We start from the raw sequence: 19,421 nt of genomic DNA on the forward strand, positions 1-19,421 counted from the left end.
TTCTGTGACAGAGAAAAAGTAGCCGAAGATGACGGTTTGTCACATTGAGTTGGCAGGATGTTTGATTAAAAACATAACAGGAAGAAAAATGCCCCGCTTACGCAGGGCATCCATTTATTACTCAACCGTAACCGATTTTGCCAGGTTACGCGGCTGGTCAACGTCGGTGCCTTTGATCAGCGCAACGTGGTAAGCCAGCAGCTGCAGCGGAACGGTGTAGAAGATCGGTGCAATCACCTCTTCCACATGCGGCATCTCGATGATGTGCATGTTATCGCTACTTACAAAACCCGCATCCTGATCGGCGAAGACATACAACTGACCGCCACGCGCGCGAACTTCTTCAATGTTGGATTTCAGTTTTTCCAGCAATTCGTTGTTCGGTGCAACGACGATAACCGGCATATCGGCATCAATCAGTGCCAGCGGACCGTGTTTCAGTTCGCCTGCAGCGTAGGCTTCAGCGTGAATGTAAGAGATCTCTTTCAGCTTCAATGCGCCTTCCAGCGCGATTGGGTACTGATCGCCACGGCCCAGGAACAGCGCGTGATGTTTGTCAGAGAAATCTTCTGCCAGTGCTTCAATGCGTTTGTCCTGAGACAGCATCTGCTCAATACGGCTCGGCAGCGCCTGCAGACCATGCACGATGTCATGTTCAATGGAGGCATCCAGACCTTTCAGACGAGACAGCTTCGCCACCAGCATCAACAGCACGGTTAACTGGGTGGTGAATGCTTTAGTGGACGCCACGCCAATTTCCGTACCGGCATTGGTCATGAGCGCCAGATCGGATTCGCGCACCAGAGAAGAACCCGGAACGTTACAGATTGCCAGTGAACCAAGGTAACCCAGCTCTTTTGACAGACGCAGGCCCGCCAGGGTATCCGCGGTTTCGCCAGACTGTGACAAGGTGATCATCAGGCTGTTACGGCGCACGGCAGATTTGCGATAGCGGAATTCAGAAGCGATTTCGACGTCGCACGGAATACCTGCCAGCGATTCAAACCAGTAGCGGGAAACCATACCGGAGTTATAAGAAGTACCACAGGCGAGGATCTGAATATGCTCAACCTTCGACAGCAGTTCGTCGGCGTTCGGTCCCAACTCGCTCAAATCTACCTGACCGTGGCTGATGCGCCCGGTAAGGGTGTTTTTGATCGCGTTCGGCTGTTCGTAGATCTCTTTCTGCATATAGTGGCGGTAAATACCTTTATCGCCCGCGTCATATTGCAGATTGGATTCGATATCCTGACGTTTTACTTCCGCGCCAGTTTTATCGAAGATGTTTACCGAACGGCGAGTGATTTCCGCAATATCGCCCTCTTCAAGGAAGATAAAGCGACGGGTCACCGGCAGCAACGCCAGCTGGTCAGAAGCGATAAAGTTTTCGCCCATGCCCAGACCAATCACCAGCGGGCTACCAGAACGTGCCGCCAGCAGGGTATCCGGGTGACGGGAGTCCATGATCACTGTACCGTACGCACCACGCAGTTGCGGGATAGCACGCAGAACAGCCTCACGCAGAGTACCGCCTTGTTTCAGCTCCCAGTTCACCAAATGTGCAATCACTTCGGTGTCGGTTTCAGAAACGAAGGTATAGCCACGCGCTTTTAACTCTTCACGCAGCGGTTCATGGTTTTCGATGATGCCGTTATGCACCACCACAATGTGTTCAGAAACATGCGGATGCGCGTTAGCTTCTGAAGGTTCACCGTGGGTCGCCCAGCGAGTGTGAGCAATACCGGTGCCGCCATGCAGAGGATGTTCTTCCGCTGCCTGAGCCAGCATCTGGACTTTACCGAGGCGACGCAGGCGGGTCATATGACCTTCTGCATCAACAACGGCCAGACCGGCAGAGTCATATCCGCGGTATTCCAGACGACGTAAACCTTCAAGAAGGATTTCTGCTACATCACGTTGCGCGATCGCGCCAACAATTCCACACATAGTTTTTGATTCCGATTTATATCGTTGTCGGTCAACCTGTATGCCCGTTTTTTCGGGCGCCCCGAGCCTTGTAGAGAGTGGGGTTATTTTTATAGTTACTGCTTGTGGGCGGGAGATTATGTTATCTCCTCATCCCATATGACCGGATTTCCCAGCCAGAATTACTTTTTCTTTACCGGACGACGCCAGCCTTCTTTTTGAGTCTGCGGCACACGGCTGATCGCCAGGGCGTTTTCGCCGACATTACGCGTCACAGTTGTACCCGCAGCAATGGTCGCGCCTTTGCCTACTGTTACCGGGGCCACCAGCTGAGTGTCGGAACCGACAAACACATCGTCGCCGATAATTGTCTTAAATTTATTCGCACCGTCGTAGTTGCAGGTAATGGTTCCCGCGCCGATGTTAACGTTATCGCCAATTTCCGCATCGCCCAGGTAAGTCAGATGCCCGGCTTTCGAGCCTTTACCCAGACGCGCTTTTTTCATCTCAACGAAGTTACCAACGTGTGCACCTTCCAGCAACTCAGCACCAGGACGCAGACGGGCAAACGGGCCAATAGTACAGGCCGCTGCCAGATTCGCGTCTTCCACAACGGTATACGGACTGATTTCGCAATCATCGCCAATCACGCTGTTTTTAATCACACAACCGGTGCCGATTTTCACGCGATGACCGAGAGTCACGTTGCCCTCGATGATAACGTTAGTATCAATTTCAACATCGCGCCCGTGAGTAAGCGTACCGCGCAGATCAAAACGCGCCGGATCGCGCAGCATAACGCCTGCTAACAGCAGTTTTTCAGCCTGTTCGGACTGGTAAACGCGCTCCAGTCGGGAGAGTTGCAGGCGGTTATTCACGCCTTCTACTTCGCTTAAACGTTGCGGATGAACGGCGACGATTTCACGCCCTTCCTGATACGCCAGCGCAATAATGTCGGTGATGTAGTATTCACCCTGAGCGTTATTGTTGGTCAGCTTCGCCAGCCAGCGTTTCATATCTGCGCCGTTGGCAATCAGAATGCCGGTGTTGATCTCCTGAATCTGACGCTGCTCGTCGGTGGCGTCTTTGTGCTCAACAATGCCGGTAACTTTGCCGTTTTCACGGGTGATACGTCCATAACCGGTCGGATCATCCAGTTTTACCGTCAGCAGGCCAATGCCACCCTGCGGTTTAGCATCACGCAGGCGCTGGAGTGTTTCGACAGAGATCAGCGGCACGTCGCCGTAGAGCATTAAAATGTCTTCATCATCGGCAAAGAAAGGTGCGGCCTGCTGCATCGCATGACCTGTACCCAGCTGTTCTGCCTGAAGCACCCAGTTCAGGTTGTCATCTTTCAGCGCCTGTTTAAGCAGATCGCCGCCGTGACCGTACACCAGGTGAACGTGCGCTGCGCCTAATTCATTCGCAGCATCAATGACATGCTGAACCATCGCTTTCCCGGCAAGGGTATGCAGCACTTTCGGAAGATCGGAATACATGCGCGTGCCTTTGCCTGCGGCAAGGATCACTACGCTCATAGCATTATTCAACATACGCGTCCTGACTGTAATTTGAGAACGAATTTAAACCGCTTCACCTTGAAAAAACTACATTTTTTTCATCGTGAAATGGACAGAGGATAAATTGTTCAATAACGGATTATCCCCGCTGACGAAAGCGCCATTTTCGACCATCGTCACACCTTTTGTCTGCAGAAAATTAAGGCAGTACCTTCATTTAAGCGTCAGGTGGATGTTTTTGCTCTTATTTCGATCAATGAATAAACGGGAAAACAGGGTGTTTTATATCAGCAGGATCTATGTGAACGCTCTTCAGGACGGGTCAATACGCGTAAAAAAAAGCCAGCCTGTTACCAGACTGGCTTTTGTGCTTTTCAAGCCGGTGTTACATCGCTTTTTTGGTCAACTCGATAACGCGCAGCTGCGCGATCGCTTTGGCCAGTTCCGCAGACGCCTGAGCGTAATCTACGTCGCCGTGAGAGCTGCTAATGTGCTCTTCAGCCTTACGTTTCGCTTCCATGGCTCGCGCTTCGTCGAGATCCTGGCCGCGAATTGCGGTGTCGGCCAGAACGGTCACGTTGCCAGGCTGCACTTCAAGAATGCCGCCAGACAGATAGATAAACTCTTCGTGACCGTGCTGTTTCACGATGCGAATCATACCAGGCTTAATGGCGGTGAGCAGCGGTGCGTGGCCAGGGTAGATCCCCAGTTCACCTTCGCTACCCGTTACCTGGATTTTCTCGACCAGACCAGAGAACATTTGTTGCTCTGCGCTGACGACGTCCAGGTGGTAAGTCATTGCCATATCACCCTCCGATTAAGGCGTTAAAGTTTTTTGGCTTTTTCCACAGCTTCTTCGATGGAACCGACCATGTAGAACGCCTGCTCCGGCAGGTGATCGTATTCGCCTTCCATGATGCCTTTAAAGCCACGGATGGTGTCTTTCAGGGAGACGTATTTACCCGGAGAACCGGTGAATACTTCTGCCACGAAGAAAGGCTGGGACAGGAAGCGCTGGATCTTACGAGCACGCGCTACCACCAGTTTGTCTTCTTCAGACAGTTCATCCATACCCAGGATGGCGATGATGTCTTTCAGTTCCTGATAACGTTGCAGGATGGACTGAACGCCACGCGCGGTGTCGTAGTGTTCCTGACCAACCACCAGCGGGTCCAGCTGACGGCTGGTGGAGTCCAGCGGGTCAACGGCCGGGTAGATACCCAGAGACGCGATCTGACGGCTCAGTACCACGGTTGCGTCAAGGTGCGCAAAGGTGGTTGCCGGAGACGGGTCAGTCAAGTCATCCGCAGGTACGTATACCGCCTGTACGGAGGTGATAGAACCAGTTTTGGTGGAGGTGATACGTTCCTGCAGAACGCCCATCTCTTCCGCCAGGGTCGGCTGATAACCTACCGCTGAAGGCATACGGCCCAGCAGTGCGGATACTTCCGTACCGGCCAGGGTGTAACGATAGATGTTGTCAACGAACAGCAGAACGTCACGACCTTCGTCACGGAATTTCTCAGCCATGGTCAGACCGGTCAGAGCAACGCGCAGACGGTTTCCCGGCGGCTCGTTCATCTGGCCATACACCAGGGATACTTTGTCGATAACGTTGGAGTCGGTCATTTCGTGGTAGAAGTCGTTACCCTCACGAGTACGTTCACCTACGCCCGCAAACACAGAGTAACCGGAGTGCTCGATCGCGATGTTACGAATAAGCTCCATCATGTTTACGGTTTTACCTACACCCGCACCACCGAACAGACCAACTTTACCGCCCTTAGCGAACGGACACATCAGGTCGATAACTTTGATACCGGTTTCCAGCAGTTCCTGAGAGTTTGACAGCTCTTCGTAGGAAGGTGCTGCGCGGTGAATTGCCCAACGCTCTTCTTCACCGATCTCGCCTTTCATGTCGACCGGTTCACCCAGTACGTTCATGATACGGCCCAGAGTCGCTTTACCTACCGGGACTTCGATCGGGTGTTCGAGGTCTTTTACATCCAGACCGCGACGCAGACCGTCGGAGGAACCCATTGCGATGGTACGCACGATACCGCCGCCGAGCTGCTGCTGAACTTCCAGCACCAGACGCTCATTACCATTTTGCACCTCAAGAGCATCGTACACGCGCGGTACGGCATCCTGAGGGAATTCGACGTCAACTACGGCGCCGATTACCTGGACAATCTTTCCAGTAGCCATCTTAAATCCTCTACGAAATAACCTGTTTAAACCGCGGCGGCCCCCGAGACGATCTCGGTGAGTTCCTGAGTAATGCTGGCCTGACGAGCTTTGTTGTATACCAACTGCAGCTCTTTAATCAGGCTGCCGCCATTGTCGGTCGCGGCTTTCATCGCCACCATACGGGCGGCCTGCTCGCTGGCCAGGTTTTCAACCACGCCCTGATAAACCTGAGATTCGACATAACGACGCAGCAGGGTATCCAGCAACGCCTTCGGATCGGGTTCGTACAGGTAATCCCAGGATTTATGTTTCAGATCATCATCATCTGATGCCGGTAACGGCAGCAGCTGGCTGATGGTCGGAACCTGAGACATGGTGTTAATAAATTTGTTGCTGACAATGTAAAGCTTGTCCAGACGGCCTTCGTCGTAGGCCTGCAACATCACTTTTACCGGACCGATCAGTTCGGACAGGGAAGGGTTATCCCCCATGCCGGTGACCTGGGCAACAACATTGCCGCCCACGGAGTTGAAGAACGACACGCCTTTCGAGCCGATCATTGCGAGGTCGCATTGAACGCCTTTGTCGGTCCAGGTCTTCATTTCCGCCAGCAGTTTTTTGAACAGGTTAATGTTCAAACCACCGCACAAACCACGGTCGGTCGACACCACCAGGTAGCCCACGCGTTTAACGTCGCGGTCTTCCAGGTAAGGGTGCTTATATTCCAGATTACCGTGTGCAAGGTGACCAATCACTTTGCGCATGGTTTCTGCATAAGGACGGCTGGCCGCCATGCGATCCTGCGATTTACGCATTTTGGAAGCGGCGACCATCTCCATCGCTTTAGTGATCTTTTGCGTGTTCTGGACGCTTGCGATCTTACTACGTATCTCTTTTGCGCCGGCCATGAGCTTCTCCTCAATGCCTTGCGGCCTGCCCTAAGGCAAGCCGCCAGACGTTACCAGGATTGGGTTGCTTTGAAGGAATCGAGGATGCCTTTCAGCTTGCCTTCGATTTCGTCGTTGTAGCCACCGGTCTGGTTGATCTCTTGCATCAACGGAGCGTGATCACGGTCGACGTAAGCCAGCAGAGCGGCTTCGAAGCTGCCGATTTTCGACAGTTCAACATCCGCCAGGTAACCACGTTCTGCTGCGAACAGAACCAGAGACTGTTGCGCTACGGACATCGGCGCATACTGTTTCTGTTTCAGCAGTTCGGTCACTTTCTGACCGTGGTCAAGCTGTTTACGTGTTGCATCGTCAAGGTCGGATGCAAACTGAGAGAACGCTGCCAGTTCACGATACTGTGCCAGAGCGGTACGGATACCACCGGACAGTTTTTTCATGATCTTGGTCTGTGCTGCACCACCAACACGGGATACGGAAATACCCGGGTTAACCGCAGGACGAATACCGGCGTTGAACAGGTTGGTTTCCAGGAAGATCTGACCATCGGTAATGGAGATTACGTTGGTTGGAACGAACGCAGAAACGTCACCCGCCTGAGTTTCGATAATCGGCAGCGCAGTCAGAGAACCGGTTTTCCCTTTCACTTCACCTTTGGTGAAGGCTTCAACGTATTCGGCGTTAACACGCGCAGCACGCTCCAGCAGACGAGAGTGGAGGTAGAATACGTCGCCCGGGAATGCTTCACGTCCTGGCGGACGACGGAGCAGCAGGGAGATCTGACGGTAAGCAACAGCCTGTTTAGACAGGTCATCGTAAATGATCAGCGCATCTTCACCGCGGTCACGGAAGTATTCGCCCATTGCGCAACCAGCGTACGGTGCCAGGTATTGCAGTGCAGCGGATTCAGACGCGGTTGCTACCACAACGATGGTGTTAGCCAGTGCGCCGTGCTCTTCCAGTTTACGTACCACGTTAGAAATGGTGGACGCTTTCTGGCCGATAGCGACATAGATACATTTGATACCGGAATCGCGCTGGTTGATGATGGCATCGATAGCCAGTGCGGTTTTACCGGTCTGACGGTCACCGATGATCAATTCACGCTGACCACGACCGATTGGGATCATGGAGTCAACGGCTTTATAACCGGTCTGTACCGGCTGATCTACGGACTGACGTTCGATAACGCCCGGAGCGATTGCTTCTACAGCAGAGAAGCCGTCGTGATCCAGCGGACCTTTACCGTCGATTGGTGCACCCAGAGTGTTAACCACACGGCCCAGCAGGCCACGGCCAACCGGAACTTCCAGGATACGGCCAGTACACTTAACTTTCATGCCTTCGGCAAGGTCAGCGTACGGACCCATAACAACCGCACCTACAGAGTCGCGCTCGAGGTTCAGTGCGATAGCGTAACGGTTACCCGGCAGGGAGATCATTTCACCCTGCATACAATCGGCCAGGCCGTGAATGCGGATAACACCGTCACTTACAGAAACAATAGTACCTTCGTTGTGAGCTTCACTCACAACATTGAACTGAGCAATGCGCTGCTTGATCAGTTCGCTGATTTCGGTGGAATTCAGTTGCATGCTCCAGTCCCCTTAAGACTGCAAGACGTCTGCAAGGCGCTCAAGACGACCGCGTACGCTGCCATCAATGACCATATCACCCGCTCGGATGATAACGCCTGCCATTACAGACTTATCGATTTTGCAATTCAGCTTAACTTTGCGTGACAGACGTTTTTCCATCGCAGCAGAAATTTTCGCGAGCTGTTGTTCACTCAGTGCGGCAGCGGAAATGACGTCTACCTCAGCGGTAGCCTCACTCACGGCACGCAGGTGAATAAACTGCTCCAGAACATCCGGGAGCGCGTTAAGACGACCATTCTCAGCCATAACCCGAATCAGGTTCTGACCGTTTTCGTCCAGTTGCTCACCACAAACTGCGATAAACGACTCGGCGAGCGTTTCTGGCGCAAGCGCGCCAGAGAGAAGCTCTGCCATTTGTTCGTTTTTGGTTACCTCGGCGGCAAACGCCAGCATGTCCTGCCAGCGTTCTACACTTTGGTGTTCGACGGCAAAGTCAAAAGCTGCTTTGGCGTAGGGGCGAGCTACCGTAATAAATTCAGACATCAGCCCCTCCCTCCTTACAGTTCAGCGACAAGTTTATCCACGATGTCGCTGTTAGCAGCTTCATCCACGGAACGTTCGATGATCTTCTCGGCGCCAGCAACAGCCAGGATAGCAACTTGCTTACGCAGCTCTTCACGGGCACGTTTACGCTCGGCTTCAATTTCCGCCTGCGCCTGGGCCACGATTTTAGTACGTTCCTGTTCTGCCTCAGCTTTCGCTTCGTCCAGAATCTGCGAGCGGCGTTTGTTCGCCTGCTCGATGATTACCTGGGCTTCCGCTTTCGCTTTTTTCAGCTGGTCGGTCGCGCTGGCCTTTGCAAGGTCAAGGTCCTTATGTGCTCGTTCTGCGGAAGCAAGGCCGTCAGCAATTTCTTTTTGACGTTTTTCGATGGCTGCCATTAATGGCGGCCATACGTACTTCATGCAGAACAGAACGAACAGGACAAACGCGATGGCCTGGCCGAGGATTGTTGCGTTAAGATTCACAGCACAATGCCTCTATTTAGTTAACGTTCTGATATTGCTCTTTAAATAAAAGCAACGCTTACTACGCGACAGCGAACATCACGTACAGACCCAGACCTACAGCGATCATCGGGATAGCATCCACCAGACCCATAACGATAAAGAACTGAGTACGCAGCAGAGGAATCAGATCAGGTTGACGCGCTGCGCCTTCCAGGAATTTACCCCCGAGGATGCCGATACCGATCGCAGCACCGATTGCCGCCAGACCCATCATCACAGCGGCAGCCATGTACAGCAGATCCATATTCAGGTTTTCCATGACAGTCTCCAGTTTGTTTCAGTTAAAACGTAGTAGTGTTGGTAAATTAATGTTCTTCAGACGCCATCGACAGATAGACGATCGTCAGAACCATGAAGATGAAGGCTTGCAGCGTAATGATCAGGATGTGGAAAATGGCCCACGGCACATTCAGGATCCACTGTGACCACCACGGCAACAGACCAGCAATCAGAATGAAAATCAGCTCACCGGCATACATGTTACCGAACAGTCGCAAACCGAGTGAAACTGGTTTGGACAGCAGGCTTACCCCTTCAAGGATTAAGTTGACAGGAATGAACGCCCAGTGATTGAACGGCTGCAGCGTCAACTCTTTCGTGAAGCCGCCGATGCCTTTCATTTTGATGCTGTAGAACAGAATCAGGATAAATACACCCAGTGCCATAGACAGCGTTACGTTCACGTCCGCAGACGGAACCACACGCAGTGCAGGCAGACCCAGTACATGTTCAGCAATGTACGGCAGCAGGTCGATAGGCAGTAAATCCATCAGGTTCATCAGGAATACCCAGACGAAGATCGTCAGGGCCAGCGGAGCAATCAGCTTGCTTTTGCCATGGTACATGTCTTTCACGCTACCATTAACAAAGCCGATCACCAGCTCAATCGCGGTCTGAAACTTACCTGGCACACCGCTGGTCGCCTTTTTGGCTACGCTACGGAATAAAACCAGGAACAACAGACCCAGCACCACCGAGAAGAACATGGAGTCAATATTGATTGTCCAGAAGGTGGCTGGGGGGTTATGTGGATCCACCAGCGAGAATGTACGCAGGTCCAGCTGAAGGTTGTTCAGGTGGTGTCCTATGTAATCCTGCGGCGTCATATTTTCTGAAGCCATGATGCCTTTTACCCTTTGTTGTTAATTACAGCCGGTGCCAGTATCTGAACCACCAGCACCAAAACCCACGTAACGATCAGCGGCAAGAATACCGCCTTTAAAACCGCCAACGCCACCACCAGTAACACCAACATCGCCAGAACTTTGAAAGCTTCGCCAAATGCGAATGTCCAGGCCACCCGGCCTTTCGCTGGTGTATGCGCCTGGTGACGCCAGGCAAATATCATAAACAAAACGTTAGGCAGAAAGACTGCCAGGCCCCCGCTTATTGCAGAGACGCCCCAGAAGGGGTCTTTGAGGCTGAACAGCAATCCACTTGCTATCACCACCAGTAACTGAACGAGCAGAAGCTTCCGAGCAACGTTTCGACTCACGAGCGACACAGACATCACGTTTTTCACTCCTGCTCCCTTCGAGGTATGCCGCGTGTCGTATAAAACTTTCTTTAAGGCTTAGAGTCAAGCATCAAAAAGCGGTCAAATTATACGGTGCGCCCCCGTGATTTCAAACAATAAGTAGCCAAAAGGTGAATAAATGTTTAAATATTTTTCCAGTGCATACAATTGCGACTTTTCTGCAAACCATGTTCGATCATGAAAAACTGTAAATAACGCGTAAACACTGGTGATAAAGCGTGCTTCAGATCACATATTGAGCATGTTCGCGCACAGCATATTTATTTACTTGGCAAATGATGCCTTTGCAAGTTTATGATATTTCAGTCTAAAAACAGATACTGTTTTAATAAATGACATTTACACAACAAAAACCACCCATTGACATTTTTAATAATGCTTTAACAGCCAATGATGATTCTTAGCGCCGATTTTTAGCAGACTGATATTTTCACTTATGACTTATTTTCTGCTTACCAAAAAAAGCCACGTTACTTTGTTGATGCAAAAGAGTGAACGTGGCGTTAAATGTAACCAGTTATATCAGTAGAAAACCTGGTTGTTGTTAACAGTCTAACCGGTCAATTTTTTATGATTTTTTTGATAAAAATTAAATTTTATTTGCTTTAATCACCACCAGATGACGTTCGCCATCCAGGGCCGGAACGTGAAGTTTAACCACTGATTCGACCTGATATTCTTCGGGCAACAAAGCGATTTCATCTTCCGGCATTTGGCCTTTCAGCGCGTAGAAACGACCTTGCTCACCAGGAAGATGGTGGCACCAGCTCACCATATCGTTCAGAGAGGCAAAAGCGCGGCTAATTACGCCATCAAATGGCGGCTCAGAAGGAAACTCTTCTACCCTGCTCTGTACTGGCTCAATATTCTCCAGTTTAAGCTCATGTTGCACCTGACGAAGGAAACGCACGCGTTTACCAAGGCTATCCAACAACGTGAAGTGGGCTTCAGGACGTACGATAGAGAGTGGAATGCCAGGCAGTCCTGGTCCGGTGCCGACATCGATAAACCGTTCACCTTGCAGATACGGTGCCACCACAATGCTATCGAGAATATGGCGTACCAGCATCTCATTAGGATCGCGGACCGAAGTCAGGTTGTACGCTTTATTCCATTTATGCAGCATATTCACGTAGGCAATTAGCTGGTTTTTCTGGTGATCGGTAAGCGAAATTCCTGCGTCTTTCAGCAGAGAGGTGAGTTTGTTGAGCACGGTGATTACCTGTTCTTGATGCGTTGCCCGGTAAGCGGGTGCTTACCAGGCATTTTTAATGCGTTATGCGCTACGACGCAGCATACCCTGTTTTTTCAGCCACACCAGCAGAATGGAGATGGCCGCAGGCGTGACGCCAGAAATACGCGAAGCCTGACCGATAGAGGCCGGTTTGTGATCGTTAAGTTTGGCGATCACTTCGTTAGAAAGACCGGATACCTGGCGGTAATCCAGCGTCGCTGGTAGCAGGGTGTTCTCGTTACGCAGCTGCTTTTCGATCTCATCTTGCTGGCGCGCGATATAACCTTCGTATTTAACCTGAATCTCAACCTGTTCCGCCGCCTGTTCGTCTGTCAACGCAGGGGCAAACGGCGTCAGCGTGGTTAATTTTTCATAAGTCATTTCCGGACGACGCAGCAGATCTTCACCACTGGCTTCACGGGAAAGCGGCGCAGTCAGGTGAGCATTCACTTCGGCTGCAGCTTCCGCCGACGGGGTTACCCAGGTCGATTTCAGGCGCTGACGCTCACGCTCGATATTCTCAAGTTTCTCGTTAAAGCGCGCCCAACGTTCGTCATCCACCAGGCCCAGTTCACGACCGATTTCAGTCAAACGCAGATCTGCATTATCTTCGCGCAGCATCAGACGATATTCTGCGCGCGAGGTAAACATACGATACGGTTCTTTGGTTCCTAAAGTGCACAGGTCATCAACCAGTACGCCGAGATACGCCTGAGAACGCGTCGGAGCCCAACCTTCTTTGTCAGCAGACAGACGGGCAGCGTTAAGACCAGCCAGCAAACCTTGCGCAGCGGCTTCTTCGTAACCGGTAGTGCCGTTAATCTGACCAGCAAAGAACAGCCCCTGGATAAACTTGCTCTCCAGCGTCGGTTTCAGGTCGCGTGGATCGAAGAAGTCATACTCAATGGCATAACCCGGACGCACGATCTTCGCGTTTTCCATCCCCTGCATGGAGCGGACGATTTGCATCTGCACATCGAACGGCAGGCTGGTGGAGATACCGTTCGGATAAATTTCGTTTGAGGTCAGCCCTTCCGGTTCAAGGAAGATCTGATGCTGATTTCTGTCGGCGAAGCGCATGACTTTGTCTTCGATCGACGGGCAGTAGCGTGGGCCGACACCTTCGATCACCCCTGCATACATTGGGCTACGATCGAGGTTACTGCGGATCACATCATGGGTTTTCTCGTTGGTATGGGTGATATAACACGGCACCTGCTGTGGATGCTGGGACGCATTACCCATAAACGAGAATACCGGCATTGGGTTATCGCCATGCTGTTGCGCCAGCACGCTGAAGTCGATAGTACGCGCATCAATACGCGGCGGTGTCCCGGTTTTCAGACGACCAACGCGCAGCGGCAGTTCACGCAAACGGCGAGAGAGCGGAATGGACGGCGGATCACCAGCACGACCACCGCTGTAGTTATCCAGACCGATATGAATTTTACCGTCGAGGAACGTCCCAACGGTGAGCACGACGGCTTTGGCACGGAACTTCAGTCCCATTTGGGTAACAGCACCAACCACGCAATCGTTTTCGACAATAAGATCTTCAACCGCCTGCTGGAAGATCATCAGGTTCGGTTGGTTCTCCAGCGCCGTACGTACCGCCTGCCGGTAGAGCACACGATCCGCCTGAGCACGGGTAGCGCGAACCGCTGGTCCCTTGCTTGCGTTTAGTATCCTAAACTGGATACCCGCCTGATCGATCGCTTTCGCCATCAGACCGCCGAGTGCATCCACTTCTTTTACCAGATGTCCCTTCCCAATACCGCCGATCGCCGGGTTGCAGCTCATCTGCCCCAGAGTGTCGATATTGTGTGTCAAAAGCAGAGTCTGTTGACCCATACGCGCCGCGGCCATCGCGGCCTCGGTGCCTGCATGACCCCCGCCAATGATGATGACGTCAAAAGGATCCGGATAAAACATGGTGATTGCCTCGCATAACGCGGTATGAAAATGGATTGAAGCCCGGGCCGTGGATTCTACTCAACTTTGTCGGCTTGAGAAAGACCTGGGATCCTGGGTATTAAAAAGAAGATCTATTTATTTAGAGATCTGTTCTATTGTGATCTCTTATTAGGATCGCACTACCCTGTGGATAACAAGGATCCGGCTTTTAAGATCAACAACCTGGAAAGGATCATTAACTGTGAATGATCGGTGATCCTGGACCGTATAAGCTGGGATCAGAATGAGGGGTTATACACAACTCAAAAACTGAACAGCGGTTGTTCTTTGGATAACTACCGGTTGATCCAAGCTTCCTGACAGAGTTATCCACAGTAGATCGCACGATCTGTATACTTATTTGAGTAAATTAATCCACGATCCCAGCCATTCTTCTGCCGGATCTTCCGGAATGTCGTGATCAAGAATGTTGATCTTCAGTGTTTCGCCTGTCTGTTTTGCACCGGAATTTTTGAGTTCAGCCTCGAGTTTATCGATAGCCCCACAAAAGGTGTCATATTCACGACTGCCAATACCGATAGCGCCAAAGCGGACCGCAGAAAGATCGGGCTTCTGTTCCTGCAATGCTTCATAGAAAGGAGAAAGGTTATCCGGAATATCTCCGGCACCGTGGGTGGAGCTGATAACCAGCCAGATCCCCGAGGCAGATAAATCTTCCAACAGCGGACCGTGCAGCGTTTCGGTGGTAAAACCCGCCTCTTCCAGCTTTTCAGCCAGGTGTTCTGCCACATATTCGGCACCGCCGAGGGTGCTGCCGCTGATAAGAGTGATATCTGCCATAAACCGCCACCTTTATTAAGAGTGGCGTATTGTACGCTGTGAACGCGTTGGGATCTACCTGTGGAAAAGTATGGGATTAAAAAAGCCGATCAGGGCTTGATGGTACGCATGATCGGGTTTTGCAGGACGATCAATGTCTCGGTGGACTGAATTTCATCAATTGTTTGGATCTTGTTGATAAGTACATGCTGGAGAGCGTCGATCGAACGGCACATCACTTTTATAAAGATGCTGTAGTGGCCGGTGGTGTAATAGGCTTCAGTGACTTCATCAAGGCTTTCCAGTTTCGCCAGCGCGGAAGGATAGTCTTTGGCGCTCTTTAATATAATGCCGATAAAGCAGCCTACGTCATAACCGAGCTGCTTCGGGCTGACATCAATACGCGCCCCGGTAATGATCCCCGCCTGCTTCATTTTCTCTACTCGAACGTGAATCGTCCCCGGACTGACGCCAAATTGTTTCGCCAGTTCGGCGTAAGCGGTGCGCGCATTGCCCATTAATGCTTCCAGGATGCCACGGTCCAGATTGTCGATTAGATAATTTTCCATAGGATTTTCTTATGCGGATTGATGATTCATTCTATTTTAGCCTTCTTTTTTAATGAATCAAAAGTGTGTGAGGCTTTTTATTGAATGATTATTGCATGTGTGTCGGTTTTTGTTGCTTAATCATAAGCAACAGGACGCAGGAGTATAAAAAATGAAAACCGCTTACATTGCCAAACAACGTCAAATTAGCTTCGTGAAATCTCACTTTTCTCGTCAACTGGAAGAACGTCTGGGGCTGATCGAAGTCCAGGCGCCGATTCTTAGCCGTGTGGGGGATGGCACGCAGGATAACTTGTCGGGCTGTGAAAAAGCGGTACAGGTAAAAGTGAAAGCTCTGCCTGATGCCCAGTTCGAAGTGGTTCATTCACTGGCGAAATGGAAACGTCAGACCTTAGGGCAACACGACTTCAGCGCGGGCGAAGGGCTGTACACGCACATGAAAGCCCTTCGCCCCGATGAAGACCGTCTTTCCCCGCTGCACTCGGTCTATGTTGACCAGTGGGACTGGGAACGCGTAATGGGCGACGGCGAGCGTCAATTCTCGACTCTGAAAAGCACGGTAGAGGCGATCTGGGCGGGAATTAAAGCAACCGAAGCTGCGGTTAGCGAAGAGTTTGGCCTGGCACCGTTCCTGCCGGATCAGATCCACTTCGTACACAGCCAGGAGTTACTGTCTCGTTATCCGGATCTCGATGCCAAAGGGCGTGAGCGGGCGATTGCGAAAGATCTTGGCGCGGTATTCCTCGTCGGGATTGGCGGCAAGTTGAGTGATGGTCATCGTCACGACGTGCGCGCACCGGATTATGATGACTGGAGCACCCCGTCAGAGCTGGGCCATGCGGGTCTGAACGGCGATATTCTGGTATGGAACCCGGTACTGGAAGATGCGTTTGAGCTTTCTTCCATGGGGATCCGCGTGGATGCCAACACGCTGAAGCATCAGCTGGCGCTGACCGGTGACGAAGATCGCCTGGAGCTGGAGTGGCATCAGGCGCTGCTGCGCGGTGAAATGCCGCAGACCATCGGCGGCGGTATCGGGCAGTCTCGTTTGACCATGCTGCTGCTGCAACTGCCACATATCGGCCAGGTTCAGTGTGGTGTATGGCCGGCAGCTGTTCGCGAGAGCGTCCCTTCTCTGCTGTAATAATTTATCGCCGCCAGCGTCTGAGCAGGCGGCTTCGCATCCCGGTATCAAAGCGCCAGATATGATCGAAAATGCGCATGATGCCGGGTTTGCCATGTGCAGACATCGCCACGGCATGAAAGCGATGCTGATGTACCCGCTGCAACTCTTTCACTTTGCTCGTCACGTCGTCAGGCAACCGCTGGGCGATAAAATCAGAAATCACCACCGCATCGGCATCAAACCATTCCCGGCTTTGCAAGCGTTCCATAATGGCGCGAAAACAACTGGCCAGATCGGTGCCGCCACGAAACTGCTGGCTTAAAAAACGGATTGCTTGTTCGATGCCTTGTGGGCCTGAAAGCTCATAACGGACGATCTCGGTGGAAAATAACATAATATAGCAGCGCCGGTTTTCAGCGAGAGCAATGCGCATCAAGGCCAGGCAGAACGCTTTCGCACACTGTTCATTAAAGCCGCCCATTGAGCCGGAAGTATCCACGCAGACAATAAACGGTCCGCGCGGCTGTTCGTCGTAATCTTTATGCACCACCGGGCGTTCGATCACTTTTTCTCGCCACGACTCACCGTGCAGGCGATAGGTGAGCAACTGTTTTTCCACCAGCCGACGGTAAAACTCATACTCCAGTTCCGTTATCCCCAGTGTCGCCAGTTCTGGCGGCAGGAGACGTAAAATATCATCGCTTTGTTGCAGACCATCAACCTGCTCAGGAACTGTCGCCGGTTCGCGCACCAGGGTGCGGAAGGTTTCCATCTGCGCATCGTTGCGCGGTATTGATTTGGCTTCCCGGGAACGCCCCAGCTGCTCTGCCAGGCGTTTCAGTTCCGGCTGTTCGTTAAGAAATTCACCGTATTTCACAATCAACTGATAGTCGCCACGTTTAAGCTGACCGGCGCTCATATCCCACAGACGACCAGCTGCGGTATTGTTATCTGCGAGAATCGGGTCAAGTTGTCCGCTCAGCGTCATGCGTTCCTGAACTTCACTCAACAGTTGTTCGCGTTCTTCTTCTAATAGCTGTTGATTTAACGTCGTTGCTTGCACGATCAGACTTAAACGCCAACGCTGGAGAAATAGCGTGTGTAACGCTGAAGTGATCGTGCTGTTAGCATCAACCAACTGTCGGGCTTGTTCTGCCCATGGGGAATTCAGACGATGCAGTAAGTCCAGGATCTGTGGTAGCTGCACAATAAACTGCGGCGTGGAGAGGAGCTGACTTTGCTGATAGCACATCACCTCTTCGGTGAGTTCCGGCGGGACTCGGGCATCTTTCAGCCGACTGCGCAGCGCCTCACGCCAGCGGGGAACATCATCAGTGATTGCCGCCTTCAGTCGTGGGAATTTTTCAAAGAAGACTGCCAGCTGCGGTGAGGCCAGCAGCGCGATGATCATCTCTTCGATCAATCCCTCTTCGCTGACGGCCAGCATCACATTAAGCGTATCCAGCGTTAGCATTGTTGTGCCTGGCGAATCTGTGCGCCGACATCCTGTAGGCTGGCTTCAATGCGACCTAACCAGTCGCCAGGGATAAACAGACATTTTTGCTGTTCGCTGAATAAAGCGTGTTGCTTGCGCCAGTCGCTTTCAAGCTCTTCCAGTTGTTGTTTTATTTCACCTGGCAGACCTTCAGCCGATGAACCGGGAAGTGCCAGCGTACTGCCTTGTAAACTTACATCGCGTACAACAAGATGTTGGGCGCTATCCACTTCCAGATTCAATTTCTGGGCAAAGCCGATACCGTTCAGTTTGCCGCGAATTTCACCACCTTTACTCAGCCACTGTTCCAGCGCGTTACGCTCAAAGGAGATATGAACCACTTCCATATCATGCAGTTTTAACGGTTTTTGCAGCAGCAGAGTCAGAGTGGAAGCAGTAACGTTAACAGGAAGTTGATACTGCTGACGACGGCTGAAAATGCCGCCCAGACGAATTACCGTTAAGGCTGTTTTATCGCTTTGTTGCTGCTGGAGTTGCAGGTGACGTTGCACAATCGCGCCCAGGCGGGTCAACATTCCTTGCTGTTGCCAGGCATGACCGGTCATCAATACATCAATTTGTTGTTGTATCAAATTCAGGCTTTGCGCGTCATACCACAGGCAATCTTTCAGCAAAATGAGATCAACCGGGGCAACAGCACTGCGACCGCTAAAAAAGGCGCTGGCCTGCAATAATCGAATCGCTTTTTTCCAGCGACGATCCGAGACATAAGGCGCATCCGGTAATTTATCCAGTTGCTGGCGCAGCATAAAAATCAGCTCAAATACATGATCGGGCAGCGTAATTTCACCAATCTCTTTCTGCCAGCGTTCATATTCTTCATCTGTGACCTGCAAGGAGGCAGGAACCGGATTGTCGTTTTCATCCTGTTGACTGGTCAGCATGGAGCGGAAATTCGCTTTATCCTGCACTTTATCTAACCACAGACGAATCAGCATGCGGTCATATAACGCTTCCAGACTGCTGTCTGCTTCCGGCAGCTCGTTGGAGGCCGCCACCAGCAGGCGCATCGGGATTTTTTCTACGTGTGCACCGTTACGGAACTGGCGCTCGTTAATGGCGGTGAGCAGGGTATTAAGAATTGCCGGACCCGCTTTCCAGATCTCATCCAGAAAGACGATTTCTGCTTCCGGCAGGTAACCGCTGGTTAAACGTTCATAGCGCCCTTCATCTTTTAGCGCCTGAATAGAAAGGGGACCAAAAACTTCTTCCGGCGTGGAGAAGCGGGTCATCAGATATTCAAACGCGCGGGCATTCTGAAAGGCGAATTTTAAGCGCCGGGCGATCAAACTTTTGGCAATGCCTGGCGGGCCAAGGAGGAACACACTTTCACCACTTAATGCCGCTAATAAACACAAGCGGATGGCGTGGCTACGTTCATAAAGCCCCTTTTCCAACGAACTGCTCAGGCGGGAAATTCTTTCCGCTAATAAATGAGGGTGAGCCATAATGAAGTGGCGTCCTTTCGTCAAAAGTTCTGCGTAAATTGCGAGTATA

General features: G+C 51.7%; 18 protein-coding genes. 1 reads left to right on the forward strand and 17 read right to left on the reverse strand.

Translation table 11 applies throughout. From position 1 onward, the window contains the following. Nucleotides 1-117: 117 nt before the first annotated feature. From glmS to asnC, 15 genes are all read right to left on the reverse strand, one after another. Nucleotides 118-1,947 carry a glutamine--fructose-6-phosphate transaminase (isomerizing) gene (gene glmS / locus ACJHXB_RS17725; protein ID WP_000334086.1) on the reverse strand — a complete coding sequence of 610 codons (1,830 nt, stop codon included), beginning with the start codon at nucleotides 1,945-1,947 and terminating at the stop codon, nucleotides 118-120. Between the two features lie 161 nt (nucleotides 1,948-2,108). Beyond that, nucleotides 2,109-3,479 carry a bifunctional UDP-N-acetylglucosamine diphosphorylase/glucosamine-1-phosphate N-acetyltransferase GlmU gene (gene glmU / locus ACJHXB_RS17730; protein ID WP_000933736.1) on the reverse strand — a complete coding sequence of 457 codons (1,371 nt, stop codon included), beginning with the start codon at nucleotides 3,477-3,479 and terminating at the stop codon, nucleotides 2,109-2,111. Nucleotides 3,480-3,831: 352 nt separating this feature from the next. Next, nucleotides 3,832-4,251, reverse strand: coding sequence for a F0F1 ATP synthase subunit epsilon (locus ACJHXB_RS17735; RefSeq protein ID WP_001251965.1), 420 nt, complete (start codon nucleotides 4,249-4,251; stop codon nucleotides 3,832-3,834). A gap of 20 nt (nucleotides 4,252-4,271) precedes the next feature. Continuing rightward, nucleotides 4,272-5,654 carry a F0F1 ATP synthase subunit beta gene (gene atpD / locus ACJHXB_RS17740; RefSeq protein ID WP_000190506.1) on the reverse strand — a complete coding sequence of 461 codons (1,383 nt, stop codon included), beginning with the start codon at nucleotides 5,652-5,654 and terminating at the stop codon, nucleotides 4,272-4,274. A gap of 26 nt (nucleotides 5,655-5,680) precedes the next feature. Further along, a complete protein-coding gene (gene atpG, locus ACJHXB_RS17745) occupies nucleotides 5,681-6,544 on the reverse strand; it encodes a F0F1 ATP synthase subunit gamma (protein WP_000896498.1) in 864 nt (287 codons plus the stop codon). Between the two features lie 50 nt (nucleotides 6,545-6,594). Continuing rightward, nucleotides 6,595-8,136: a F0F1 ATP synthase subunit alpha gene (atpA, locus tag ACJHXB_RS17750; RefSeq protein ID WP_001176745.1), complete on the reverse strand. Its 1,542-nt coding sequence runs from the start codon at nucleotides 8,134-8,136 to the stop codon at nucleotides 6,595-6,597. Nucleotides 8,137-8,148: 12 nt separating this feature from the next. Next, the gene (gene atpH / locus ACJHXB_RS17755) at nucleotides 8,149-8,682 is read right to left on the reverse strand and encodes a F0F1 ATP synthase subunit delta (RefSeq protein WP_001288587.1); all 534 of its coding nucleotides are present in this window, start codon (nucleotides 8,680-8,682) and stop codon (nucleotides 8,149-8,151) included. Nucleotides 8,683-8,696: 14 nt separating this feature from the next. Beyond that, nucleotides 8,697-9,167 (reverse strand): F0F1 ATP synthase subunit B, encoded by a 471-nt coding sequence (gene atpF / locus ACJHXB_RS17760; protein WP_001052219.1) that lies wholly within the window; start codon nucleotides 9,165-9,167, stop codon nucleotides 8,697-8,699. A 61-nt stretch (nucleotides 9,168-9,228) separates the two neighbouring features. Next, nucleotides 9,229-9,468, reverse strand: a complete 240-nt coding sequence (gene atpE / locus ACJHXB_RS17765) for a F0F1 ATP synthase subunit C (protein ID WP_000429386.1) — start codon at nucleotides 9,466-9,468, stop codon at nucleotides 9,229-9,231. 46 nt (nucleotides 9,469-9,514) lie between these two features. Continuing rightward, on the reverse strand, nucleotides 9,515-10,330 hold the full coding sequence (gene atpB, locus ACJHXB_RS17770; RefSeq protein ID WP_000135618.1) for a F0F1 ATP synthase subunit A: 816 nt from the start codon (nucleotides 10,328-10,330) through the stop codon (nucleotides 9,515-9,517). Between the two features lie 8 nt (nucleotides 10,331-10,338). Beyond that, nucleotides 10,339-10,719 (reverse strand): F0F1 ATP synthase subunit I, encoded by a 381-nt coding sequence (gene atpI, locus ACJHXB_RS17775; RefSeq protein WP_000116695.1) that lies wholly within the window; start codon nucleotides 10,717-10,719, stop codon nucleotides 10,339-10,341. Between the two features lie 616 nt (nucleotides 10,720-11,335). Further along, on the reverse strand, nucleotides 11,336-11,959 hold the full coding sequence (gene rsmG, locus ACJHXB_RS17780) for a 16S rRNA (guanine(527)-N(7))-methyltransferase RsmG (protein WP_000932863.1): 624 nt from the start codon (nucleotides 11,957-11,959) through the stop codon (nucleotides 11,336-11,338). A gap of 63 nt (nucleotides 11,960-12,022) precedes the next feature. After that, nucleotides 12,023-13,912, reverse strand: a complete 1,890-nt coding sequence (gene mnmG, locus ACJHXB_RS17785) for a tRNA uridine-5-carboxymethylaminomethyl(34) synthesis enzyme MnmG (protein WP_000499761.1) — start codon at nucleotides 13,910-13,912, stop codon at nucleotides 12,023-12,025. 378 nt (nucleotides 13,913-14,290) lie between these two features. Continuing rightward, complete coding sequence (gene mioC, locus ACJHXB_RS17790; RefSeq protein WP_000763742.1) at nucleotides 14,291-14,734, reverse strand: FMN-binding protein MioC; 444 nt, start codon at nucleotides 14,732-14,734, stop codon at nucleotides 14,291-14,293. Between the two features lie 89 nt (nucleotides 14,735-14,823). Beyond that, nucleotides 14,824-15,282, reverse strand: a complete 459-nt coding sequence (gene asnC / locus ACJHXB_RS17795) for a transcriptional regulator AsnC (RefSeq protein WP_000432970.1) — start codon at nucleotides 15,280-15,282, stop codon at nucleotides 14,824-14,826. Nucleotides 15,283-15,433: 151 nt separating this feature from the next. On the opposite strand from asnC, the gene asnA reads away from it, so the two are divergent. After that, nucleotides 15,434-16,426, forward strand: coding sequence for an aspartate--ammonia ligase (asnA, locus tag ACJHXB_RS17800; protein WP_000845110.1), 993 nt, complete (start codon nucleotides 15,434-15,436; stop codon nucleotides 16,424-16,426). Between the two features lie 4 nt (nucleotides 16,427-16,430). Here asnA and viaA read toward each other — a convergent pair whose 3' ends face one another. Next, entirely contained in the window at nucleotides 16,431-17,882 is a 1,452-nt protein-coding gene (viaA, locus tag ACJHXB_RS17805; RefSeq protein WP_000956619.1) for an ATPase RavA stimulator ViaA, read from the reverse strand. Then, nucleotides 17,876-19,372 (reverse strand): ATPase RavA, encoded by a 1,497-nt coding sequence (gene ravA, locus ACJHXB_RS17810; RefSeq protein ID WP_001316743.1) that lies wholly within the window; start codon nucleotides 19,370-19,372, stop codon nucleotides 17,876-17,878. Before ravA ends, viaA begins: the two co-directional genes overlap by 7 nt. Between the last annotated feature and the right edge of the window lie 49 nt (nucleotides 19,373-19,421).

Origin of the sequence: Escherichia sp. WS3227_2, from assembly GCF_046486495.1 — a bacterium.
GTDB classification, from domain to species: domain Bacteria; phylum Pseudomonadota; class Gammaproteobacteria; order Enterobacterales; family Enterobacteriaceae; genus Escherichia; species Escherichia coli.